At 54.6% G+C, this 22,496-nt stretch carries 20 protein-coding genes; 13 read left to right on the top strand and 7 right to left on the bottom strand.

The window, feature by feature from the left end; genetic code table 11:
- Nucleotides 1-13: 13 nt before the first annotated feature.
- From AMUC_RS10310 to AMUC_RS13080, 7 genes are all read left to right on the top strand, one after another.
- Nucleotides 14-1,102, top strand: a complete 1,089-nt coding sequence (locus AMUC_RS10310; RefSeq protein WP_012420959.1) for a RidA family protein — start codon at nucleotides 14-16, stop codon at nucleotides 1,100-1,102.
- Between the two features lie 4 nt (nucleotides 1,103-1,106).
- Complete coding sequence (locus AMUC_RS10305; RefSeq protein ID WP_012420958.1) at nucleotides 1,107-2,072, top strand: ABC transporter permease; 966 nt, start codon at nucleotides 1,107-1,109, stop codon at nucleotides 2,070-2,072.
- Entirely contained in the window at nucleotides 2,065-3,075 is a 1,011-nt protein-coding gene (locus AMUC_RS10300; RefSeq protein WP_012420957.1) for an iron chelate uptake ABC transporter family permease subunit, read from the top strand. The genes AMUC_RS10305 and AMUC_RS10300 overlap by 8 nt, the downstream gene beginning before the upstream one ends.
- Complete coding sequence (locus tag AMUC_RS10295) at nucleotides 3,072-3,830, top strand: iron ABC transporter ATP-binding protein (protein ID WP_012420956.1); 759 nt, start codon at nucleotides 3,072-3,074, stop codon at nucleotides 3,828-3,830. Before AMUC_RS10300 ends, AMUC_RS10295 begins: the two co-directional genes overlap by 4 nt.
- 42 nt (nucleotides 3,831-3,872) lie before the next feature.
- Nucleotides 3,873-4,796: a siderophore ABC transporter substrate-binding protein gene (locus tag AMUC_RS10290; protein WP_012420955.1), complete on the top strand. Its 924-nt coding sequence runs from the start codon at nucleotides 3,873-3,875 to the stop codon at nucleotides 4,794-4,796.
- A gap of 105 nt (nucleotides 4,797-4,901) precedes the next feature.
- The gene (locus tag AMUC_RS10285) at nucleotides 4,902-5,636 is read left to right on the top strand and encodes a cytochrome c biogenesis ResB family protein (RefSeq protein WP_162610407.1); all 735 of its coding nucleotides are present in this window, start codon (nucleotides 4,902-4,904) and stop codon (nucleotides 5,634-5,636) included.
- A complete protein-coding gene (locus tag AMUC_RS13080) occupies nucleotides 5,626-7,434 on the top strand; it encodes a cytochrome c biogenesis protein (protein WP_012420953.1) in 1,809 nt (602 codons plus the stop codon). Before AMUC_RS10285 ends, AMUC_RS13080 begins: the two co-directional genes overlap by 11 nt.
- 12 nt (nucleotides 7,435-7,446) lie before the next feature.
- Here AMUC_RS13080 and AMUC_RS12720 read toward each other — a convergent pair whose 3' ends face one another.
- Nucleotides 7,447-7,830, bottom strand: a complete 384-nt coding sequence (locus AMUC_RS12720; RefSeq protein WP_123038841.1) for a hypothetical protein — start codon at nucleotides 7,828-7,830, stop codon at nucleotides 7,447-7,449.
- Here AMUC_RS12720 and AMUC_RS10270 point away from each other — a divergent pair.
- Nucleotides 7,795-8,751 (top strand): acyltransferase family protein, encoded by a 957-nt coding sequence (locus AMUC_RS10270; protein WP_012420952.1) that lies wholly within the window; start codon nucleotides 7,795-7,797, stop codon nucleotides 8,749-8,751. The genes AMUC_RS12720 and AMUC_RS10270 overlap by 36 nt on opposite strands.
- A 51-nt stretch (nucleotides 8,752-8,802) precedes the next feature.
- Here the strand turns inward: AMUC_RS10270 and AMUC_RS10265 are convergent, their stop codons facing one another.
- The 3 genes from AMUC_RS10265 to AMUC_RS10255 form a co-directional block, all read right to left on the bottom strand.
- The gene (locus AMUC_RS10265; protein ID WP_012420951.1) at nucleotides 8,803-10,797 is read right to left on the bottom strand and encodes a family 20 glycosylhydrolase; all 1,995 of its coding nucleotides are present in this window, start codon (nucleotides 10,795-10,797) and stop codon (nucleotides 8,803-8,805) included.
- Between the two features lie 82 nt (nucleotides 10,798-10,879).
- A complete protein-coding gene (locus AMUC_RS10260; protein ID WP_012420950.1) occupies nucleotides 10,880-11,323 on the bottom strand; it encodes a DciA family protein in 444 nt (147 codons plus the stop codon).
- Nucleotides 11,324-11,394: 71 nt separating this feature from the next.
- Nucleotides 11,395-11,628: a ferredoxin gene (locus AMUC_RS10255; protein WP_012420949.1), complete on the bottom strand. Its 234-nt coding sequence runs from the start codon at nucleotides 11,626-11,628 to the stop codon at nucleotides 11,395-11,397.
- A gap of 137 nt (nucleotides 11,629-11,765) precedes the next feature.
- Between AMUC_RS10255 and lnt the strand changes: the two genes are divergently transcribed.
- Nucleotides 11,766-13,655: an apolipoprotein N-acyltransferase gene (gene lnt / locus AMUC_RS10250; protein WP_012420948.1), complete on the top strand. Its 1,890-nt coding sequence runs from the start codon at nucleotides 11,766-11,768 to the stop codon at nucleotides 13,653-13,655.
- On the opposite strand, the gene AMUC_RS10245 is transcribed toward lnt, so the two are convergent.
- Nucleotides 13,622-14,371 (bottom strand): phosphodiester glycosidase family protein, encoded by a 750-nt coding sequence (locus AMUC_RS10245; RefSeq protein ID WP_012420947.1) that lies wholly within the window; start codon nucleotides 14,369-14,371, stop codon nucleotides 13,622-13,624. The two genes, lnt and AMUC_RS10245, sit on opposite strands and share 34 nt — an antisense overlap.
- Nucleotides 14,372-14,373: 2 nt before the next feature.
- A complete protein-coding gene (locus AMUC_RS10240; RefSeq protein ID WP_012420946.1) occupies nucleotides 14,374-15,285 on the bottom strand; it encodes a nucleotidyltransferase family protein in 912 nt (303 codons plus the stop codon).
- Between the two features lie 155 nt (nucleotides 15,286-15,440).
- Between AMUC_RS10240 and AMUC_RS10235 the strand changes: the two genes are divergently transcribed.
- Nucleotides 15,441-16,757 (top strand): bifunctional UDP-3-O-[3-hydroxymyristoyl] N-acetylglucosamine deacetylase/3-hydroxyacyl-ACP dehydratase, encoded by a 1,317-nt coding sequence (locus AMUC_RS10235; protein ID WP_012420945.1) that lies wholly within the window; start codon nucleotides 15,441-15,443, stop codon nucleotides 16,755-16,757.
- 182 nt (nucleotides 16,758-16,939) lie between these two features.
- On the opposite strand, the gene AMUC_RS10225 is transcribed toward AMUC_RS10235, so the two are convergent.
- Nucleotides 16,940-17,902, bottom strand: coding sequence for a PfkB family carbohydrate kinase (locus tag AMUC_RS10225; protein WP_012420944.1), 963 nt, complete (start codon nucleotides 17,900-17,902; stop codon nucleotides 16,940-16,942).
- A 299-nt stretch (nucleotides 17,903-18,201) separates the two neighbouring features.
- On the opposite strand from AMUC_RS10225, the gene crcB reads away from it, so the two are divergent.
- The 3 genes from crcB to AMUC_RS12910 all read left to right on the top strand — a co-directional run bounded on the left by crcB (nucleotide 18,202) and on the right by AMUC_RS12910 (nucleotide 22,486).
- Nucleotides 18,202-18,570: a fluoride efflux transporter CrcB gene (crcB, locus tag AMUC_RS10220; RefSeq protein WP_012420943.1), complete on the top strand. Its 369-nt coding sequence runs from the start codon at nucleotides 18,202-18,204 to the stop codon at nucleotides 18,568-18,570.
- A 201-nt stretch (nucleotides 18,571-18,771) separates the two neighbouring features.
- The gene (locus tag AMUC_RS10215; protein WP_012420942.1) at nucleotides 18,772-21,333 is read left to right on the top strand and encodes a type I restriction-modification system subunit M; all 2,562 of its coding nucleotides are present in this window, start codon (nucleotides 18,772-18,774) and stop codon (nucleotides 21,331-21,333) included.
- The gene (locus AMUC_RS12910) at nucleotides 21,326-22,486 is read left to right on the top strand and encodes a restriction endonuclease subunit S (RefSeq protein ID WP_012420941.1); all 1,161 of its coding nucleotides are present in this window, start codon (nucleotides 21,326-21,328) and stop codon (nucleotides 22,484-22,486) included. The genes AMUC_RS10215 and AMUC_RS12910 overlap by 8 nt, the downstream gene beginning before the upstream one ends.
- Nucleotides 22,487-22,496 lie beyond the last annotated feature (10 nt).

The following is a 22,496-nucleotide window of genomic DNA, read 5'->3' as shown; positions in this document are numbered from 1 at the left end:
AAATAATATACTCATGACCTGCAACTTGGAAAAAAACAAAGGTGTTTCCGTCAAGTCGCTCCCGCTGGGCGGCGAAGGCGCATCTCTGCAATTCGTTACGCTTGCCGGAAGCGAACCTGGGCAGTTGGCCGAGCATGCCGAATTACTCCAAAAAGCTGAAAAAAGCGGTTTTCGGTGGATTGGCCCGGAAGTGTACGGCAGCGCTGATCTGGATCTCTCCCCGGTGCCCGGGGCGGGGATGACTGCCTTTTTGGGTACGAAAACGGGCGCATCCTTCTATCGAGGCATGCAAATTTGCGCGGTGGAGGGGATAAATGCCCGGGCGATTGAGTTTAATGGCCGCACCGCCGGGGTTTTTTATGAGGATGAATATGCCGAGTATGCCGTTTTGGGCGGTTTGTCGCCCCGCGACCGGACAGCCGGACGGACTGAGCAGACATTGGATGTATTCCGGCAGATGGAAGAAGCGCTGAACCGGGCCGGCATGGATTTTTCCCACGTGGTCCGCACATGGTTTTACAACAACCGCCTGCTGGACTGGTATGAAGAGTTCAACCGCGCCCGCGACACATTTTTTGAAAGCCGCGGCGTGTTTGATCGTCTGGTTCCGGCCAGTACGGGGATTGGTTCCGGCAATCGGGAACATGCGGCCTTGTCGGCCCGCGTATTTGCCATTCGGCCTAAGGGCGACCGTGTGACGGTAAAAGATATCCCTTCGCCTCTGCAATGTTCAGCTCAGGATTACCGCAGCTCATTCAGCCGTGCGATAGAAGTGGACCACCCTCTCTTCCGGCAAGTCATCGTCTCCGGCACGGCCAGCATTGCCCCTGGCGGCGAATCCGTACATCTCGGCGATATCGACAAACAAACAGAGCTCTCGCTGGACGTGATTGAAGCCATCCTGAAATCACGCGGCATGGGCTGGAAGGATGTCGTCCGCTCCGTAGCCTATTTCAAAGACAAGGATTATGCCCCTCACTACGAAAAAATAGCTCTGCGCCGCGGCCTCGCCATCATGCCCTGCATCGGCATACAGGCCGATGTGTGCCGGGACAATCTGTTGTTTGAAATGGAACTTGATGCAGCCGTGTTGAAAGCCTGAGAAAATGGCATTCAGAATCATTCAGTGGAGCTTTCTGCTTGGCCTTGCCTTTTATTCGCTCTTTATCGGGGCAGCTCAAGTGTCCTTGTCCGACCTGTGGCGGATGGATGGCGAGCAACTGCAGTTCTGGTGGGAGATCATGTTGCAAAGCCGCATTCCGCGCCTCTGCAGCATTCTCGTGGTAGGCAGCAGCATGGCCATCAGCGGCTTGATCATGCAGCGCATCACCAATAACCGCTTCGTGTCGCCGACCACGGCAGGCACGATGGAGTGGTGCCGCTTTGGGGTAATGGTCGCCATCCTTTATCTGCCCGGAGCCTCTCCCATTTGGCGCGTGGGGGCCGCCTTCGTGATTTCTCTGATAGGCACCTCATGCTTTCTGGCGGTGATTGCGCGCGTGCGGCACCAGAATGTCATTCTGGTGCCCCTGATAGGAATCATGCTGGGCGGCGTGGTGAATGCCGGAGCCGTTTTTTATGCCTACCAGTTTGATATTGTACAGAATATGGCGTCATGGCTGCAGGGGAGTTTCTCCCTTGTCATTGAGGGCAATTATGAATTGCTCTATGCCAGCATCCCGTTGATGCTGCTGGCCTATGTTTATGCCGATTTCTTTACGATTGCCGGCATGGGGCGTGATGCCGCGGTGGCGTTGGGGCTGAACCACGCAAGCATCATGCGCATGGGACTGGTGATAGTATCCATCATCAGCTCAATCACGATTGTGGAGGTAGGCTACCTCCCCTTCATCGGGTTGATCGTGCCCAATATCGTGAGCATTTTCCGGGGGGATGCCGTGAAGAAAATCTTGTTTGATACGGCTTGGCTGGGGGCCATGCTTGTTCTTGTTTGCGACGTGGCAGGGCGCATGCTTATCGCCCCCTTCGAAATCCCCATCGGCGTTATCCTGAGCGTGGTCGGCGGTGCTGTATTTCTGGCCATGCTCTTCCATAGAAAAACGTATGCCTGATTCCATTCAACATCAAAAAGATGATGCCTTCCGCAATGCTGCCGGCCGGCGTCGCGCGTTCCCGGCCTTCCTGATTCTGGGACTGCTCTGCGTGGGACTGGCGCTCGTATATGTCTTTCAGGGGATGACACCCGAAACGTGGGACTTTAACATGGCCCGCCGCATTCCCATCGTTATTGCGTTGGTGCTGGTTGGAACGGCCGTGGGGCTGTCTTCAGTCGTCTTCCAGACGATCACAACCAACTATATCCTCACGCCCAGCGTGATGGGGCTCGATAACCTCTACGTATTACTGCAGACGCTCGTGCTCTACTTCGTGGGCAGCACACAATTGACGACCATGCAGAGCCCGCTCTGTTTCATGGGAGCCCTGCTGCTGATGGTCTGCGTATCTACGGGTATTTTTTTCTACATGTTCCGTGGACAGAATGGCGGCAATATTTATTTTGTGGTGTTGGTAGGCATGATCTTCGGCATAACCTTCGGAGGCTTGTCGAACTTCATGCAGGTGCTGATAGATCCGAGCGAATTTGCCATACTTGAGGGGCGCCTTTTCGCCAGTTTCAACCGCATCAATGAAGAACTGCTGCTTACGGCAGGGCTTGTGATCGCCGCGGCGGTCATCTGGCTGGTTTGCGACCTCAGGAAGCTCGACGTGCTTACGCTGGGCCGCTCCACGGCCATTACGCTGGGCGTGAACTACAAATGGGTGGTGCTGCGCTCCCTGATAATCGTCTCTATTCTGGCCTCGGCCTCGACGGTGCTCGTAGGGCCGGTGACTTTCCTGGGCATTCTCATCGTAAGCATTGCACGCTTCATATTCCCGACCTACCGCCACATCGTCCTCATGCCCGGCACGGCTCTCGTGGGCGTAGCCGCATTGACTTTCGGCATGCTGCTTACCGAACGGTGGCTCAACTTCTCCGTGCCCCTGAGCGTAATCATCAATTTCGTTGGCGGGGTTTACTTTATCTACCTGATCATGAAAATTAAACGTATATGATTGAGATACGAGACATTTCCAAAAAATACCGTGAAACCTTCGTGCTCAGGCACGTCAGCACGAGGCTTCCCTCTGATCGGATGGTGGCCTTCATCGGCAGCAATGGCGCCGGAAAGAGCACGATGCTCAACATTATCAGCCGCCTTCTGGAACCCACCGAAGGCTCTGTATCCATTGATGGCAGGGAACTCAGGAAATGGGATTCCCGGGAGCTTGCCAAAACCCTCACCATCCTGGGGCAAACCCTCCATACTCCGGCGCGGCTCACGGTCGAGGAACTGGTTCGCTTCGGACGTTTCCCTCATTCCCGCGGCCGCCTGGAAAATCAGGATTTTCTGCAAATCGAAAAGGCTTTGGAACTTACCGAGATTTCCGATTTGCGCCATTGCTACCTTGATGAACTTTCGGGCGGCCAGCGGCAGATGGCCTATATTGCCATGGCCATTGCACAGGACACGAAGTACATCTTTCTCGATGAACCTTTGAACAACCTTGATATGCATCGTGCGGCGCGCATAATGAAACTGCTGCGTTCCCTGGTGCGGGAGCAGGGCAAGACGATCTGCATCGTAATTCATGATATTAACTTTGTCTCTTTCTATGCGGATTACGTGGTGGCATTCAGGGACGGAATCCTGTGCCATCAAGGGCCGACGGAAGATATCATCCGGACAGATGTGCTGCGCGATATTTACGGTATGGATATCGCCATAGAACCCTATGGTGATAAAAAGATATGCGTATACTATGAATAGAATTTCCTTAAATTCCCAAAACAACAAACAACAACAAATAATATGAGAACAACAATCACCGCATTTCTGGCCGCATTGATTCTTCCCGGTCTTTCCATGGCCGCCGCAGATGAAGCCAAAACAATCACCGCCACGCACACGCTGGGCACGGTCGAGCTTCCGGTCAATCCGAAACGTGTCGCCGTGCTGGACTACGGTTCGCTTGAGACCATCGGTGAACTGGGCGTCACTCCCGCGCTGGCTTTACCCAAAAAATTCCTTCCTCCTTACCTCTCCAAATTCTCCGGAGAACAATATACGGATCTTGGAACGGTTAAGGAATTCAATATTGAAACCATCAATGCGTTCAAGCCGGACTTGATTATTATTTCAGGACGTCAGCAGGATTATTATCAAAAACTTTCCTCCATCGCCCCCGTTTACCTGGTCGATACTCTGGCCAAGGATCAGCTGGGGGAAGCCAAGAAAAACATCAGGCTTCTGGGTGATGTGTTCGGCGTGCCCGAAAAGGCAGCCGAAGCCGTCAAAAACATTGATGAAGCCGTAACCCGTACGAAGGACAAGGCCCAGGCCAGCGGCAAGAAAGCTCTCGTTCTCCTTACGAACGACGGCAAGGTAAGCGCTTACGGTTCGGGTTCCCGCTTTGGGTTGGTACACGATGCCCTGGGAGTGGCCCAGGCTGATAAAAACATCAAGGTGGGGGTTCATGGGCAGCAGGTGACTTATGAATACATTGCCATGCTCAATCCCGATATCATCTTTGCGGTGGACCGTTCGGTAGCTATCGGCCGCTCGGCCAAAAATCCGAATGTCCTCAACAATGTGCTTGTGAATAAAACGAAGGCGGCTAAAAACGGCGCCATCATCCTGCTTGACCCGCAGGTATGGTATCTTTCCGGCGGCGGCATCATTTCTCTGAACAAGATGATCTCTGAAGTGGAAGCTGCCTTTACGGACAAAAAATAATTATTCCGTCTTTATTCATCACGAAGCAGGCCGCACGACCCTATGCTTCCGTTTCCCGGCTGGAGCGGCAGAGGCGTGCGGCCCTTTTTCATTCAGTATCTGCTGATGAAGAAAATTTTGCAGTGGATGGCATCTCCCCGTCTCGCGTGCGTGCTGATGGCTTACGCCGTGCTGCTCATTTTTCTCGGCACTCTTGAGGCGCGGTCTGTCGGTGTTTCCGCTGTACAGGCCAGGTATTTTGAAAGCTGGGGCTGCCTTTCCTTCGGGATGATTTCTCTGATCGGCGGCGCCGGCGTAGGGGCATTAGCCGTACTGAATATTTCGGCGTCTGTTTTCCGGCGTGCGCGCTTCACACTGCGCGGCGTGGGCTTGATCCTCACGCATGCCTTTCTGGTAGTACTGATTTTGGCGGGGGCGTTGCAGTATTTTCTGCGTACGGAGGGAATACTCGTTCTGGATGCAGGTGAGGTCTCACACGAAATACTGGCAGGCGAAGGGAATGGAAGAAAAAATATCCCCCTTGGTTTTTCAGTAAAGCTGAAAAAATTTGATGCCCGGACATGGACGGGAAGCGATATCCCCAGCAGCTTTTCAAGCGAGGTTTGCTTTATGCGCGGCGGGGAAAGCACGGAAACGGTTATTCGCATGAATGCTCCGGTCTCCTTTGGCGGCTGGATTTTTTACCAGAGCAGTTACGCCAATGGGGGCCGCACGAGTGTAATCACAGCCGTACACAATCCGGTGCGCTTTTTTCCGTGGATATCGGTGCCCGGCGTATTTGCGGGCATGCTGCTGATTTTTCTCCCAACCCTGCGTGCCCGAAAAAAACATGCAGTGTAAAATTACTTTATTTACGGCGTTTTTCGTTGCTCTTGCGATTGCGTTATCGCCTCTGTTTCAGAGGATTGGTAGTTCTTTTTCCTCATTTGACGGCATAGGGGCGCCCTCACCCGGCGCGCTGCCATGCCTGAAGGCTGGACGAGTGATGCCGGTTTCAAGCGCAGCGGCGGATTCCCTTAAATTGGCAAGCGGCCGCACGTCGGTGAATCTTGGAGGCTCTCGGACCGGGCCGGTGAAGTGGTTGCTGGCATTAAACGCCAGCCCGGCAAAAATGGCCGGCGAACCTTTTCTGCGTTCGGATAACAGGGATATGGTCGAATTCCTTGGCGGACGAGGCCGTTATTTTTCCTATGCCGATGCAGTTGAGAAGGCTGGCCTGCTGCGCGGCTCTCTGCGGGGAAATTCTCCTCAGGCCCATGCCGCGGAAGCCGTACTGGGCGCACTCGCCGTTTATGAGCAGGCCGGCGTTGCGCTCGCTCTCCGCCTGGAGGGGACATCGGGCTGTTTGGGGACGCTTGATGCATGGCATGAAGCTATGGCCGAAGCCTCAGCAGAGCTTGAAGCCGCTGAACGTGAAAAACGCCATCCCTCGCTTGACCGGCTTTACCGTGCCAATCGCTATTTTCAATTCCTCCAGGCTCTTGTGCAGGTAGAAGAAGCGGATCCGAATGTGGCCCTGCGAGTAATCCCTCATGAGGGAAGCTACCTGACCCCGGCTGCCGCTCTGCTCGAAAAAAATCTCAGTCCCGCCGGGTGGACCGCCCTGAAAGCCTATGCCGCAGCCTGCGATGCCTATGCTGCCGGAGATGAATCTACTGCGGCAGAGACTCTGCGTCAACTTTCTGGGGAATTGGAGTCAATACTGCCCATGGATTCTTTCAAACTGCATTTCGAGCATTGCGTCAATGCTATCGAACCCTTCTTGGGAGGCTTCCTTCTCTACGACATGTCGTTGGTTTGTTTCGTGGTCTCTCTGTTTCTCAAGCGGCGGAAGACATTGCTGCATTTTGCGACGGTCTTCCTGTGTATGGCGGTATTATGGCATTTATTCGGCATTGCGGCCCGCATGTACATTCAATCGCGCCCCCCGGTAACCAATTTGTATTCCTCGGTCGTCTTTGCGGGCGCGGTAGCCTCATTATTCGGCGGGACGCTTTATATCCTCCGCCGTCAGCTTCCTGTTGCCGCGATCGCCTGCGCTTCCGGCCTTCTATCACTCTTGGTAGCCATGAATTTGCCCTACAGCGGCGATACCATGGGCATGATGCGTGCCGTTCTCAATTCGAATTTCTGGCTCACCATGCACGTAATGACCATCATGATAGGCTACGGAAGTGTTTTTTTTGCCGGGTTTTTAGCCTCATATCATCTGGTGGCCCGTTTCTTCGGACAGGGTGAAAAGGGGCTGAAAGCCGGGGCCTGCGGAGTCTATCGCATCCTTCTCGTGGCGCTCTTCTTCTGTTTTCTGGGGACAATGCTCGGCGGCATCTGGGCCGACATGAGCTGGGGACGGTTCTGGGGGTGGGACCCTAAAGAAAACGGTGCGTTAATGACACTCCTTTGGTGCTCCTGCTCCCTCCATGCCCGACTTTTACACGTCTGTTCCTGTCAAGGCTTCCTCGTTCTTGCCTCGCTCGGAAATATCGTGGCAGCCTGGGGGTGGTTCGGTGTCAACCTCATGGGGATTGGCCTGCACTCTTACGGTTTTGTGGAAGGCGGCTGGTTCTGGTTTTTCCTTTTTGTGGGCCTTCAGGTCCTTGCGGCGGCTTCAGCCCTGATTCCCCAAAGGAGCCGCTGATGATTTTACGAATCATCGGGCAGGGAAGGGGAGGCGTTCGCGACATACGGCATTGATGAATGGAAAATACGGAATTGCAATGGGAGAACCATCCGGGAGCACCTGCAATATGGCAGCAGCTGTTTCGGCAAAATCCGGGAATATCCAGTGCGGGAGTGTGTATTGATGCAGCCTTGCGCTCGGAATGCGTGTTATTTCCCATATGGAAATATAAAGCCATAAATGAAAATATGAGAAAAAAATCATTTTCAGGTATTTTCCATAATACGATGCCTGTGAAGGTTGATAAGGCCGCTTTTCGTCTATAAAATCAATAAAAAATAGTGCTTTTTCAAAACAATCATCCAGAATGGGGCTGTCATGACCGTCTCCTCCGCGTCCGGTAAAGAAATTCACCCTCGTTTGCCCTGGGTGGAGATTGCACGGCTGCTGGCGACGCTGGTGGTTATCATGCAGCACGTCCCTTCCATGGGGTTTCCTCCCAACCAATGGCTGATTGGTCCGGCGCTGGCGACGTTTTTCCTGCTGGCGGGGTATTTTTCCGCCTCCGGCCTTGATGAACAGGGGGCCGGAACGTGGGCGGGGCGCCGCCTGCTGGTTTTGCTGCGGCCTTATCTTTTCTGGTGCGCGGCCTATTGGCTGGCGGCGGGCATGCCTCTTGCCCCTGGTTCTCTGGCTTCCGTGTTTGGGCTGGGAACATGTCCCATGCTGACCCCGATGTGGTTCCTGAGAGACTTGATGATGTTTACCCTGGCTGCGTTTTTGCTCTCCCGTTTCCGTCCAGCTCTTTACGCCTTTGGCCTGTTTTGCCTGTTTCTGCACCGGTGGGACGACTCCCTGGCATGGCCCAGTCCGTACATGTTTGGGGATTTTGCGCTCGGCGTTATGCTGGCGTCCGCCGCACCGGGCTGTCTGAACCGCTGGGGCAACATGCCCCTTGCCGTGCATGGTTCCATTCTTTTAGCCTCCGTGGGTCTTGTCTGGGTAAGCTGTACGGACTCTTTCCTGATTGCGGACGACTCTTTTCCCGGATTGATTGTTCTGGCCTTCCTCAGCTTCGGAATTATTGTAAAGGCCGTCAGCCCCGGCTGGTCGGAAAAGCTGGCCCGGTGGGCGTCCGGCAGCTTTTTCGTGTATTGTTCCCATATTTTTGTTCTGATAGCCCTGATGGGCGTAGAGAGCTGTTTTCCCTCCCCATGGCCTGCCTGGGCGTGGTGGTGCCTGGTTCCCGCGGTTTACATGATGGCGCGGAGCGTTTACGTATTCCTCAAACGCTATTTCCCCCGTTCCCTCGTCCTGATGAGCGGGGGAAAATGACCTTTGGAACAACGGACGGAAAGCTCCGCCGGGAGTGTTCCATGTTTACTTTTATGGCACCGGAGAGACGTCATCCTGTTTCTCTCTCCTGGGTTTGGCATAATAGCTTGGGTCGGCAATCCAGCGGTCTCCCGCTTTTTTCACCGGAATGAAGCTGACTCCCCACGACTGGAATTCTCCTGTGTACGGTTGTTCTATCAGGATCCTGTTTTCCCCGGCCTTCACTTGAAAGGGAACAGGAGGCCGGGCCCACCAGAATTCCTCGTTGTCAAAGGGTATCTCATTAGCGGGCGAATTCCATGTATGCTTTTCGTAACGCCGTTGGCCTGCCAGTTTGTAAGTCTGGGGATTTTTCATTTCCTTGCCGTTTACCCATATTCTGGTGCCGCACTGGGACCACTCCCCGGCAGCCGGTACTCCGGAACAGCGCCGTGTGGAACGGGCCGGAGCGTCAAACCCCACCATAGCGTGCATGGTGCCCTCCACGGGCGCGTGAAACGTCGTCTCCGCCCAGACCGTATTCCCCGGTTTTGTCTTGGAAAATAGACCCTCCGCACCCGCACGGGTACGGAAATACAAATTGCCTCCTCGCGTCTGGACGGAAGACAGTCCTGCGGGAGATTTGCCCGCCAGCAGGTTATTTCTTACTTCTTCCTGCCTGTCCTGCGGAACGGGGCCGAATACCGTCCATTCCACGAAAGAATCCCTCCAGTAAGGGAAAGGCCTGCTTCCGGCCAGGGCTTCCATGCGTTTTTCAAACAGAGAGAAGGCCTGATAAGCCTCCGTGTTCTTTTCCGGCAGACTGCCGGCAAAACGGGAACCATCCTCTGGAATTCCTTTCCAACTGCGTTCCGCCATGGCGAACATGGCAGGCCACTGGGGGCTCTGGACAGGAATGTTTTTTTTGTTCTCCACCCGGGTATCCGGCCATAGACACTGGATGACGCCCAGGGAATGGTTGTTTCCCCTGGCTGTTCCGCAGGGCTGGCGGAAGAAATTCCTGCGCACCAGAATGCCGGGGTCAAAGGAATTGACGTATCCTGCCGTGGAGTCGAAGTAGGGATTCTTCTGCCTGGCTGGATCCGGCAGGCCTACGGAATTTTCATCATTCCACAGCTGGGCATAACTGTCTCCGGACACAGGCAGGTCATTGTTGCCCGCCCATTGGATGGGCTGCCGTCCCAGGGATTTGACCTTGGCCGCCATCCGGTCCGCAAACTGCTTTCCGTTGGGAATGCGGATTTCATCCGCTCCGATATGAAGGTAGGGAGACATTTCCGCCGGAATTTCCCTGCAAAATTCTTCCAGCAGTTCTTCCAGAATGTTGATGCCTCTGGGATCATGCATCGGGAAGCCAAAGCAGTTTTTAAAATAGGTGCTGTGCCCGGGCATATCGATTTCCGGAATAATCTGGACATGGCGCTCCCTGGCGTAGCGGAATAAGTCCCGTATCTGGTCGTAGGAGTAGGTGCCGTTAACGTCCCGTCCCTGAATCCTCTTGGAGGGATCATTCAAAACAGGGTACTTTTTGCACTGGATGCGCCATGCGGGGTAATCCGTCAGATGCCAGTGAAAAGCGTTTATTTTCAGCCGGGCCATTTCATCAATATCCGCCTTGAGTGTTTCAACAGTCCGGAAATGGCGGCCTGCGTCATGCATGAAGCACCGGATGGCGAACGCGGGGCTGTCCTTGATGTCGCAGCACGGGTAATCTCCCCTGGCTCCCAGCTGGTCCAGCGTTCTGCGGGCATAAAAAACGCCCGCATCGTCAGCGGCCTTAATCAGAATGCCGTTGGGGCGGATCCGCAGTTCATACCCTTCCTTGCCCAGCGTCTTAGACAGGGACGCGTTTTTTTTCACGGAAACGGGAGCCTTTTTAGGGCATGTTCCCGTTTTCCAGTCCACCTGGGACGGGAAGGGAATCAGTGGGACCGGAGCGGCTTTTTCCTGCTGGAGAGGGTGCGGGGATGTCCAGTCTCCATGGGAGGAGGTAAAACAAAGCATCAGGCCGGAAGCCAGCAAAGGCGCGGAAAGGGATAATCGCATGGCAAATATTACACGTGGATGATGAATGATCTTTCAAAGAAACAGGGAAATTGCAAAAGAAAACATTTTACGCAGTATAAAATTATCCTATCCTTATGCGGATGGAATGAACGGCGTCCTTGCCGAACTGGTCCTTCAGTTTTCCCAGCAGGGCTCCCTGCCACTGCTGGAGATGGTAGCGCATGGCTGGTTGAAGCACCTGGATGGTGGCCACTCCCTTGACAATGGAAAGAAGGTTGGATTGCTGGCCCAGGAATGGCCCCGCAGCTTTCAGCCATCCTGCCCGGAGCAATTCGGGATCCATCCCGTCGCCGTCCAGGGGAAGCCTGGACAGAATATCCCCCAGCAGGGATTCCGCCGTATGGAGGTTACGTGTTTCACTGGTGGCGGGGGATATCTGGAACCAGTCCGCCAGCGCCTGCCTCACCTCCTGCTCGTCACGGGAAAGATAATCATACCGGACGGGGGAGGCGTGGGGATCCGGACGGTCTCTGTCCGGCGTGTAGGGAAACCAGGGGGAGGACATGGGGGAAAATAAAAGCCCGGAGCGTTGAATGCCAACAGCCCCGGGCGGTTAAAATAATATATGGAGAAATATTATTCGCCGTCGTCGCCAATCGCTTCCACGGGGCAGCCTTCCAGGGCTTCCTCACAGGCGCTCAGCTCTTCGTCGTTGTCCGGCTGCTTCTTGACATAGGATACTCCTTCATCGTCATCCCGTCCAAAGTTTTCCGGAGCCGTTTCGCGGCAAAGGTCGCAGTCAATGCAGGAACTGTCCACGTAAAATTTGCCGGGGACGTTTAGAGGTGTTTTTTCGTCGATATCTGCCATTGTGTATGATGGGTTGTATGAACTGCGCCCACTATTTCCGCATTTGAGTAAATTTTGCAATCTTTTTTGTTGCAGGAATGAGTCAGCATGGGGGACAATGGCGGCATTCCCGTTCCCGGAATAAAAGGCTTTTCACGATGAATATCCCACCTGCTTCCCTCCCTCGTCTCCTGCCCGTGTGGGCAGGGCTGCTGCTGGCCGCTTTTTCCGGAATTCTGACGGCCTGCGCCTTTATCCCGGTGGACTGGGGCGGATGCGTATGGATAGGGTTCCTGCCTTTGCTGACAGCCCTGTGGTACGGCCGCAGGCGGGAGGGGAAAAGGGGAATGCTGGCATACGCCCTGTATGGCTGGATGTTTGGGGTAGTATTTTACGGCATTTCCTTCTGGTGGGTCAATGAAGTCAGCACGCTGGGCTATATTCCCCTGATGATTTTTTACGGAGGCCTGTTTCCCGGCCTCTGGGCTCTGGTCATGGGAGTGTTCTTCCGACCGGACGCCCGGCCGCTGCCCGATGCGAGGCTGACGGCAAAGGAACGCCGGGCCGCCTGGAAAACCTGGGCCCTGGGCGACATACTGCCCAGCGCCTCCGCCGCTCTGGCGGGCGCCGCTTTATGGGTATGTCTGGAATGGGGGCGGGGCTGGCTGATACCGGGCTTCGGCTGGAACAATCTGGGCGTGGCCCTTTACGGCAATCCTCTGGCCCAGTGGGCGGAATACCTTGGAGTAACGGCGCTGGCTTTTATTCCGGCCGTTTTTTCCGTCTGGCTCTGGCGCGTTTGCCGCCGGGCCGGAACCATGATTATCCATGAAGGCAGGCGTACTGTTCCCTGGGATTTTTTCATACTGGTGGCGGTTCTTTTAACCATGTTTGTCACTGGCGTGGTCTGGACGGCCCGTTACTCCGCCCAGTCTGCCGAAGCCACGGGCGACGGCAGATTCACCGTTCCCGTCATGGCCGTGCAGCTGAATCTGAGCCAGAAGGAAAAATGGGACCCGGCCAACCGGAGGAACATTTACCGGGCTTTGCTGGACATGACGGAACAGGGAATGCTGGATCTTCAAAACCGCGCTCTGGAACAGGCGGTCAAAGACGGCGCGGAAGCCTCCCTGGATATGCCGGCCTGGGTAATCTGGCCGGAAAGTTCCTTCCCCATTTCCACGTTTTACCGTGATGCCACGGGAGAACGCTTCTCCAACCAGGACAATGTCAACTTTCTGAGCGCGGAAGAAGATTACGTCCAGGCTCTCCGGAACGGGATATGCAATTTTATTCTGCTGACGGGCACGGATGATATCTATCTGTCTGATGAAGGGCGTGTGGCGCGGGCTTACAACTGTCTTACCGTCTTTGAGGGGGATTATTCCACAGCCCGGCTGCACGCCAAGGCCATGCTGGTCCCCTTCGGCGAATACATCCCTATGCGGAAAACATTCCCATTTCTGGAAAAAGCCTTCGAGGCTTCCGCCGGAACCGCCATGGGACTGAATTATACGCCCGGGTGTTCCTCCAGCCCCGTTCCCGTGCCCATCCGTCCCGGAAGCTCCGTTACGGTGGGGGTCATCCCTCTTGTCTGCTTTGAAGATGTTGTGGGAAGCTGGGTGCGCCGCTTCATCCGGCAGGAGCCCCAGTTGATGGTGAACGTGACCAATGACGGGTGGTTCAACCGTTCCTGCGCCAACGAACAGCATTGGCGCAATGCGGCGTTCCGGTGTATTGAGCTGCGCCGTGCCATGGTCCGTGCCGCCAATACCGGCGTAAGCGTGGCTCTGGCCCCCAACGGCGCGGTTATTGCGGATTTGCGGGATTCCTCCGGTTCACCGTTTACCAGAGGGGTGATGGCTGCCACATTGCCTGTGGGCTGTACGAAAATAACCCTGTACGCCATGCTGGGCGACTGGGCCGTCCTGGTTTGTTTCCTGGTGTTCGCGGCTCTGTTGCTGCGCAGGATAGGCGCAGGGAAACGCGTCCATGGCCCCGTGGAGAACGGAGTTTACCGGTGTTCCACGGGGGCTACGCCCAGATAATTCCTGACTTGTTTGAACGCAGGGTAGGAAATGCCTGTTTCATGGCACCAGAAGGCGGAAGAAGAGCCGCCGTCCAGGTTCAGGGCCGTTTCCACCCGGAAATTCCCCAATGCCCCGGGAGCCGCCAGCCAGGCTGCCAGCTCCTTCAGAGTCAGGGAGGAGGAAACGCCGATGCACCACCTCCTGCCGCCGTCCGTGGCAATGAAGGTGCGGTAGGTGGACTTCTGCGCGTTAAGCCCTTTTACGGCGGAGCCGTTCTCCACCAGAAAGGGCCCCCCTTGGATAGCCGCCTGCATGGCCGGCAGTCTTCTCATGCGCCTCAGCACGGAACTGCGGACCAGGGTTAATCCGTCTCTGCCTCCTTCGTAAACGACACCGGAAACAGCGAAGGACCCCGTGGCCAGCGGAGAAAGCCGTTTGCCGTCCTGGACGACCAGGCCCAGGGGAGTTCCCCCCGCGTCTGCGCTGAAGAATCCTCCGTTGACTCCGGCCACGCAGGGGCTTTTCCTCATGGCCTTGTCCAGGGAGCCGTACCGGGGCGTTTTGACGCTCCCTTCATCCCTTACCAGCAGGCGGTGCGTATCAGAACGGAAAAAATACACGTTCAGCTTGTCCCGCATGGACAAAAATCCGTCCTTCCTGGTGAAGACGCGGTGTTCTGCGTGAACCAGGCCGGAAAAGCACAATATCAGGGGAAGCAGGCGCAGAAAAAGCATCGTCAGTAATCGGTGGGGGAACAATAGAAAATCCGGCGTTCCGCGCAAGTGCCGGAAGGCACGCATACGCCCGGCCAGACAACGCAGCCTTGCAGGCGGCAACCGTCCTCTACCGCAGCTCCGGGGCCTATCACGCAATGGCTGTCCACAAAGGCGCGGGGGGACACTCTGGCCCGGGGGTGGATGCGCGGAGCGGGGGATGGGAAATCCAGATGGGCTTGAAGATAGGCCTCCGGTGTTCCCATGTCCATCCACAACCCGTCGTCCGCCAGAATGCCGCGCAGGCATCCTTCCCGGATATAATCCAGAAACAGGGGAATAATGGAAACGGCTTCCCCGGAAGGGATGCGTCGGAATATTTCCGGCTCCATACAGTACGCGCCGGTGAATTGGCAGGATCCGGGGTCGCGGCCCAAGGCGTGCCTCATATCCGTCACCAGGCCGGAAGAAAAATCAAATCCCACGTTCTTCTTGTCTCCGGAAGTGCGGAGGGCCAGCGTTACGGGAGGGCGGCGGCTCAAATGCTCCTCCAGCAGGCGGCCCAGGTCAAATGTGGCCGCCATGTCTCCGTTCACCACCAGCAGCGGTTCTTCCGCGGAAGCCAGGGGCTCTATCTTTTTGACGCCGCCGCCGGAATCCAGCAGCACGGGTTCATGGCTGAAATGAACGGGGCAGCCGTTCCATGAATGTTCAGGGAACACCTTGTCCCAGGCTGCCGCCAGATGGTGGGTGTTGATGATGAACTCCCGTATGCCGCAATCGTAGCATCGGCGCATGGAATGCAGAATAAGGGGCTCATGGAAAAAGGGAATCAGCGGCTTGGGCAGAATGCCGGTGAGAGGGCGCAGGCGGGTACCCAGCCCGGCGCCGAGAATAAACGCACGGGAAATGCGGAGGCCTGCTGTGATATGCATGGAACATCACTACTGGGTGAGCGGCTTTTTTTCAAGCGCCCTTTATCCTCTTCTTTCCGGGATGACACGCCGGAATGCCGCCTCTTCCCCGAATTTAAAGGAAAATCCGTGATTTCGTGCTTTCCAAACGGAAGCTCATTCACTAGCATCCCCGCATGGCATGTGGAAACCAAAGAACTGTCGGCTCTCCGGCCTCCCTGGCCGGTACCTCTTTGCATACGGGACAGCCCGTTACCCTGACCCTGAAGCCGGCTCCTGCCGACTTCGGCATTAAATTCCGCCGGGTGGACATTCCGGACCAGCCTTTCATCAGCGCGGACGTGGAAAAGGTGCAGACTGTGGAACGCGCCACCAGCCTGGCTGAAGGTTCCGTCAAAGTGCATACCGTGGAACATATTCTCTCCGCCCTCACGGGCATGGGCATTGACAACGCCGTCATTGAAATGGACGCCAATGAACCGCCCATCGGGGACGGGTCCTCAGCCCCCTACGTAGAGCTGATCAAGAGCGCCGGCATCGTGGAACTGGATGTGCCGCGCCGCTATCTGGAAGTGCGCGAGGCCGTTACCATTGAAACCAAGGGCGGTTCCATCCTGACCATTCTCCCCTCCAAGCAATTCCGCGTTTCCGTCACCTGCGTGGGGCCGGAAAACCGCATTACCCAGTACTTTGACTCGGTTATCACGCCGGAAACGTATGAAAAGGAACTGGCCCCGGCTCGCACTTTTACGTTCTACGAAGACATCAAGCCCCTGCTGGAGAAGGGCCTCATCAAGGGCGGCAGCCTGGAAAACGCCGTGGTCATCCGCGGCGAGGAGCTCATGAGCAAGGAGCCCATGCGTTTCATCAATGAATTTGCCCGCCACAAGGCCATGGACCTTATTGGAGACCTGACCCTGTGCGGCAAACCCATCCTGGGCCACGTCATCGCCATCAAGCCGGGCCACGGCCCGAACACCGAACTTACGGCCAAGCTCAAAAAGGAACACCACCGCAACCAGCAGATGGCCCCCAATCCCGTCAATGTTCCATACGGAGACGCCGTGCTGGACATCAACGAAGTGATGAGCCTTCTGCCGCACCGCTATCCCTTCCTGATGGTGGACCGCATTATCGGTTTTGAAGGAGAAACCAAGTGCCGGGGATTGAAGAACCTGACCATGAATGAACTCTTTTTCCAGGGCCACTTCCCGGGACATCCGGTCATGCCGGGCGTTCTCCAGGTGGAAGCCATGGCCCAGGTAGCCTCCATCGTCATGCTGCGCCAGCCCGGCAATGCCAGCAAGCTCGGCTACTTCATGAGTGCGGACAAGGTTAAATTCCGCCGCGTCGTGGTTCCCGGCGATACGCTCATCATTGAAGCGGAACTGACCAAGATGCGCGGAAACATCGGCCAGGCGACGGCTCGTTGTCTGGTGAACGGCCAGGTGGTTTCGGAAGCCGAGCTTAAATTCGGCCTTCAGGATGCTTGATCCTGCCGACTGCATCCCCTGTTTTTACGGAAACCCCGGCCGTGCAAGCCACGCCGGGGTTTTTCATGTTCCGCGTCCGGGCCTTTTTTACCTGGAAATTCCGGACAGTCCGCATAAACGGAAACCGGAAAACGAACCATCAAAGACGGCATCCCCTCTTTTTCAGGAGGTCTGATTCCTTCTTAACAGGCACTTGCGGAAGAGAGCCGGATGTCTGGCAGTCGGCACATCTCCGCATACTCTTCAAGACGGCGGCGAAAGGTCTCTTTTGTCATGGAAAGAAGGGCGTCTGCCGAAAAGGACTCGCAGGTGAAGGAGGCCGCCACCGTCCCGTACACAATCCCCCTCTTCACTTCCTCAAACGGAGGAAGGCCGGGAGGCAGGGTGGACAAATAGCCGGCCAGAGCCCCCAGGAACGTATCCCCCGCGCCGGTTGGGTCCACCAGCGTTTTCAGGGGATAGGCGGGACAACGGAAAATCCGGAGATTCCCGCCGGCATCCCGTCCCAGAAGAGTGGCCCCGTATTCCCCCTGTTTCACCACTGCGTATGCGGCGCCTTTGGAAAGCAGGAATTCCCCGGCTTCCATGACGGTGGACGCCTGGGCATATTCCTTCGCCTCATCCTCATTCATCATGGTGATATGGGAACGGCTGATCACGGCATCCAGTAATTCCGGCTGGCGGCGCAGCCACTTGTCCATGGAATCGGAAAGCACCAGCGCCGCGTCCGGACATTGTTCCATGCACTTAAGCTGCTGGGCCGGAACCATGCAGCAGCAAACCAGCACCGGATGGTTCCTCAAAGGCTCCGGAACGTGCACATTCCATTCCAGCATCACGGCATCATTGGCACAAACGGTTCTCCGCTTGTTCATATTGTCAAAATATTCCCCGGTCCAGGCAAAAGAAGGCCCCTTCTTGCGTTCTACTCCTTTCATGCACACCCCTTTGGCCTCAAGGGCCGCTTCATAATGGGCGGGAAAATCCTCTCCGATGATGCTGACGGCATCCACGCGGTCGGCAAACAAAAGGGCGGCCACGGCCGCAAAGGAAACGGAACCTCCCAGAACGCCGTCCGCCCTGCCGCCGGGAGTCAGGATGGTATCAATTCCGATGGTTCCGGTAACGAGAAGGGGCAGGGACATGGAAAAAAGGAAATACGGTTTTACCCTGCAATCAAGAACAAAAAGGCTGGCGATATGGAAAAAACAGGGTATTTTACCCGCACACGCTTAAAAGAAATAGGTTCTGCCGGCATACAGGCCAGAAGTCTTGTTTCCGGTTAAAGGGCGTCACCAGGCGACACGAACGTTTCCAAACCAGTTTTCGGGAACGCAGCCAGCAACCCTTTCATGGACAAGAAGCCGCAGTCCGTCTTTCCCGGCGGATTTCGGCAGCTGCTCCGAAACTTTATTCCCCATTAAAACATAGAAAAAGCCGCTATATGATGAAAATGCTGATGATAGTGGGCCTGGGAAGCTTTGCGGGCGGTGTATTGCGTTTCCTGCTGGCCCGGTTCGTCCAGGTCACTTCGGCAAGTTCGTTCCCCTGGGGCACGGCGGCAGTCAACCTGCTGGGATGTTTTATCCTGGGCTGCCTCTACGGTTTGTTCGACCGGAGCCTGGTGCATACGGAAACGCGGCTCTTTCTTACCGCAGGCCTGTGCGGCGGTTTCACCACCTTTTCCACGCTGATGAATGAATCCTTCCTGTTGTTGAAGGAAGGGAACTTCTCCGCCTTCTTCCTTTACACTCTCATCAGCTTTGCCGGGGGGCTCCTTGCCATTGGCCTGGGCTATCTGTCCGCCCGGTAAAGAAAAAACATGGAAACCCGGCAGCCGCGCTGTTTTTCAGGGGTGGTTTAAACGCTGTCAATTCGGTGGTAACGAGGCTCGATGCTTCCTTGACGCAGAACGAATGAGGAAAGACCACGCTGCAAGCGGAAAAAATGGAATTGCTGATGGGCCTGTCGCTGGACTTTTGGGAAGATATGTGTATACTGTTCAACCCTGTCTATGAACAAACAACAGCTTGCATCGAAGATTTGGGAGTCTGCCAACAAAATGCGCTCCAAAATTGAAGCCAATGAATACAAGGACTACATTCTCGGCTTCATCTTCTACAAGTTCCTTTCCGACAAGGAAGTCAAGTTCCTGAAAGAGAACGACTGGACAGACGATGATTTGCCCCATGTTACGGAAGATGACGCGGAGACGGTTGACTATATCCGCAGCAATGTAGGTTACTTCATCTCCTATAAACACCTCTTTTCTACATGGATTGACAAGGGCAGCGACTTCAACGCCGCTGATGTGACGGAGGCTCTTTCTGCTTTCAGCCGCCTGATCAATCCCTCTCACAAAAAGGTCTTTGACAAGGTGTTCGCCACCTTGGAAACAGGCCTCTCCAAACTTGGGGAAAACTCCGGTGCCCGCACCAAAGCCATCCGCGACCTCTTGCATCTCATCAAGGATATCCCCATGGATGGGCGGCAGGATTATGATGTCCTGGGGTTTATCTACGAATACCTCATCAGCAACTTTGCTGCAAACGCGGGCAAGAAAGCGGGCGAATTCTACACCCCGCATGAGGTTTCGCTCCTCATGTCGGAAATCGTGGCTGCCCACCTTAAAGACAGGCAGCAAATCAAGATTTATGACCCCACCAGCGGTTCAGGCTCCCTGCTTATCAATATCGGCAAGTGCGTGGCGCGTTACATGGGCGGGGGAGACAACATCAAATACTACGCTCAGGAGCTTAAGGAAAACACCTACAACCTGACCCGCATGAATCTGGTAATGCGGGGGATTTTGCCGAACAATATCGTGACGCGCAACGGCGACACGCTGGAGGAAGATTGGCCGTATTTTGATGATAACGACCCGGTTAACACCTATGACCCGCTCTATGTAGATGCTGTTGTCTCCAACCCTCCCTATTCCCAATCGTGGAATCCCGCAGACAAGGAAAGCGACCCGCGTTACCGCTTTGGGCTTGCCCCGAAAGGCAAGGCTGACTATGCATTCCTGCTGCATGACCTATACCACCTCAAGCCTGACGGCATCATGACGATTGTACTGCCCCATGGCGTCCTGTTCCGTGGCGGTACGGAGGGGGCTATCCGCAGGAATCTGGTGGAATACAACCATATTGACGCTATCATCGGCTTGCCTGCCAACATTTTCTTTGGCACCGGTATTCCCACCATCATTATGGTGCTCAAGCAGAAACGGGAAAATACGGATGTGCTGATTGTGGATGCGTCCAAGGGCTTTGCCAAGGTGGGCAAGAACAATGTCCTCCGCGCGTGCGACATCAAGAAGATTGTGGATGTGGTTTCTGCCCGCGCCGATGTGGAGAAGTTCGCCAAGGTGGTAAGCCTTGATGAAATCCGGGGCAATGACTATAACCTCAATATACCGCGCTATGTCGATTCCTCAGACAAAAACGAACGTTGGGATATTTTCGCTACCATGTTTGGCGGCATCCCCTTGTCTGAACTGGCGGATTTTCATGAGTACTGGGCAGCATTCCCTCATCTGAAAGATGCTCTGTTCACCGCTTCCGGCGAGGCTCATTGCCGCTTGAACGTGGCTAACCTCAAGTCGTCCGTTCTTGACGCCGCTGATGTTACGGCATTTACCGCTCGCTACGCTTCCTCTTTTGCTGATTTTGAAGCATTCCTCACCACCCGATTGCTCGATGGTATGGAAACGCTCAATATCACCAGAGAAAAATCCATCATCAGTGATGATGTTTTCTCTCGCCTGAACGGGCTTCCCCTGATAGACAAATACAAAGCCTACCAGTTGCTGGATGATGAGTGGAAAAAGATTGCCGTGGACCTGGAGATTATCAGGACTGAGGGCTTTGCTTCTTCCAAACAGGTTGACCCCAACATGGTCGTTAAAACCAAGGACGGCAAAAAGCAGGAGGTGCAGGACGGCTGGATTGGACACATTATTCCCTTTGCCCTGGTGCAGCAAACCCTGCTCGCCGCAGACCTAGCCAGGCTGAACGCCAGGGAAGCCCGCTTGAGTGAACTCGCGGCAGAGTATGAATCCTTGCTGAATGAGCTGAGCGAGGAGGATAAGGACAAGCCCTTTGTCAATGATGAGGGCGACGCCTTTGTGCCGAAAGAGGTTGCAAAGGCCATCAAGAGCATGGAGGTTGAGCCGGAAACGCTCGCCGTCCTGCGAAAGGTGAACGCCCTGAATAATGAGGAAAAATCCCTCAAGAAACAAATCAAGGCGGACAGTACCGCGCTCCACCTCCTCACCAAAAAGACCATTGAGGAATTGACGGATGAGCAGGCAAGGCAAATGATTAAGCTCAAGTGGATTCCTCCCGTGCTGGATAGCATGGCCGGGTTGCCCTCCGCTGTCATTGCCGATTTCATTGCCCGACTCCTTGCTTTGGCTGGGAAATATGAAACGACATTCACGGAGGTAGACAGCCAAATCGCTGAGACAGAGTCCTCTCTCGTATCGCTTTTGGATGAATTGACCGGCAACGAGTTCGATATGCAGGGCATTCAGGAACTCAAATCCCTGCTCGGAGGAAGCGCCCATGAATGAGAAATCGTTGATTCCGTCTATCCGCTTTGCCGGATTTACTGACGCATGGGAACGGCGTAAGCTGGGGGATTTAGCGGAGTTTAGAAGAGGGCTAACCTATTCACCAAGAGATATATCAACATCTGGAATCAGGGTATTGCGCTCGTCAAATATAGATGAGGATTCTTTCGTTTTAGCAGAGGATGATGTTTATGTAAAAGAGACGGCTGTGTGCATCCCGCTTGTTGAAAAAGGCGACATTTTAATTACCGCAGCTAATGGCTCAAGCAGATTAGTCGGAAAGCATGCTTTGATTATTGACGATAAGGGTAAAATGGTACACGGCGGGTTCATGCTGCTCGCGCATCCGTATACGCATTCTGCTTTCGTTAATGCTCTTATGCATGCACCCTGGTACTCATCGTTTATCCGCACTAACGTTGCTGGAGGAAATGGAGCTATAGGAAATCTGAATAAAAGCGATTTGGAAGAACAAGATATTGCGGCGACCTCTGAGCAAGAGCAAGAAAGAATCGGTTCCTTGTTTGCCTCCCTCGACCATCTCATCACCCTTCATCAGCGTAAGTATGAAAAGCTCCTTAACATCAAAAAATCGATGTTGGACAAAATGTTCCCGAAAAATGGTGAGCTTTTCCCCGAAGTTCGCTTTGCCGGATTTACTGACGCATGGGAACGGCAGAAGCTGGGGGATTTGGTAGAGTCTGTTCCGTTTAAGCAGTATATAGCATCACCTGAACCTGACGGAAAATTCGAAATTATCCAACAAGGAAGTGAGCCTATTATTGGATATGGAAACGGAATCCCTTGTGAAGATTATGCAAAGATAACGATTTTCGGAGACCATACAGTTTCAATCTACAAACCACAAAAGCCCTTTTTTGTAGCCACTGATGGCACAAGACTCCTTACAGCAAGAGTTCTAGATGGAGATTTTTTTTATTTCCTCTTGGAGCGATACAAACCAATCCCTGAAGGATATAAGCGGCATTACACGATATTGATTGAAAGGTATGGATGTTTTCCTTCCCATCGAGAGCAAAAGTTAATTGCCATATTTTTTAGGAACATCGACCACCTCATCACCCTTCATCAGCGTAAGTTGGAAAAACTGCAAAACATCAAGAAAGCCTGTCTGGAAAAAATGTTTGTTTAATTGAAAGGAG

The sequence above is a fragment of the Akkermansia muciniphila ATCC BAA-835 genome, assembly GCF_000020225.1.
Classification (GTDB): Bacteria; Verrucomicrobiota; Verrucomicrobiia; order Verrucomicrobiales; family Akkermansiaceae; genus Akkermansia; species Akkermansia muciniphila.
This window is presented reverse-complemented; position numbering and strand designations above follow the sequence as displayed.

Bases quoted from the DNA above. Each gene is read 5' to 3' on its own strand.
- AMUC_RS10285 (WP_162610407.1), top strand. From the start codon at position 4,902: ATGAAGAAAATTTTGCAGTGGATGGCATCTCCCCGTCTCGCGTGCGTG.
- AMUC_RS13080 (WP_012420953.1), top strand. From the start codon at position 5,626: ATGCAGTGTAAAATTACTTTATTTACGGCGTTTTTCGTTGCTCTTGCG.
- AMUC_RS10300 (WP_012420957.1), top strand. From the start codon at position 2,065: ATGCCTGATTCCATTCAACATCAAAAAGATGATGCCTTCCGCAATGCT.
- AMUC_RS10260 (WP_012420950.1), bottom strand. From the start codon at position 11,323: ATGTCCTCCCCCTGGTTTCCCTACACGCCGGACAGAGACCGTCCGGAT.
- AMUC_RS10310 (WP_012420959.1), top strand. From the start codon at position 14: ATGACCTGCAACTTGGAAAAAAACAAAGGTGTTTCCGTCAAGTCGCTC.
- AMUC_RS10305 (WP_012420958.1), top strand. From the start codon at position 1,107: ATGGCATTCAGAATCATTCAGTGGAGCTTTCTGCTTGGCCTTGCCTTT.
- AMUC_RS10245 (WP_012420947.1), bottom strand. From the start codon at position 14,371: ATGCTTTTTCTGCGCCTGCTTCCCCTGATATTGTGCTTTTCCGGCCTG.
- AMUC_RS10290 (WP_012420955.1), top strand. From the start codon at position 3,873: ATGAGAACAACAATCACCGCATTTCTGGCCGCATTGATTCTTCCCGGT.
- AMUC_RS10295 (WP_012420956.1), top strand. From the start codon at position 3,072: ATGATTGAGATACGAGACATTTCCAAAAAATACCGTGAAACCTTCGTG.
- lnt (WP_012420948.1), top strand. From the start codon at position 11,766: ATGAATATCCCACCTGCTTCCCTCCCTCGTCTCCTGCCCGTGTGGGCA.
- AMUC_RS10225 (WP_012420944.1), bottom strand. From the start codon at position 17,902: ATGTCCCTGCCCCTTCTCGTTACCGGAACCATCGGAATTGATACCATC.
- AMUC_RS10270 (WP_012420952.1), top strand. From the start codon at position 7,795: ATGACCGTCTCCTCCGCGTCCGGTAAAGAAATTCACCCTCGTTTGCCC.
- AMUC_RS10265 (WP_012420951.1), bottom strand. From the start codon at position 10,797: ATGCGATTATCCCTTTCCGCGCCTTTGCTGGCTTCCGGCCTGATGCTT.
- AMUC_RS10215 (WP_012420942.1), top strand. From the start codon at position 18,772: ATGAACAAACAACAGCTTGCATCGAAGATTTGGGAGTCTGCCAACAAA.
- AMUC_RS10240 (WP_012420946.1), bottom strand. From the start codon at position 15,285: ATGCATATCACAGCAGGCCTCCGCATTTCCCGTGCGTTTATTCTCGGC.
- AMUC_RS12910 (WP_012420941.1), top strand. From the start codon at position 21,326: ATGAATGAGAAATCGTTGATTCCGTCTATCCGCTTTGCCGGATTTACT.
- AMUC_RS10255 (WP_012420949.1), bottom strand. From the start codon at position 11,628: ATGGCAGATATCGACGAAAAAACACCTCTAAACGTCCCCGGCAAATTT.
- AMUC_RS10235 (WP_012420945.1), top strand. From the start codon at position 15,441: ATGGCATGTGGAAACCAAAGAACTGTCGGCTCTCCGGCCTCCCTGGCC.
- crcB (WP_012420943.1), top strand. From the start codon at position 18,202: ATGATGAAAATGCTGATGATAGTGGGCCTGGGAAGCTTTGCGGGCGGT.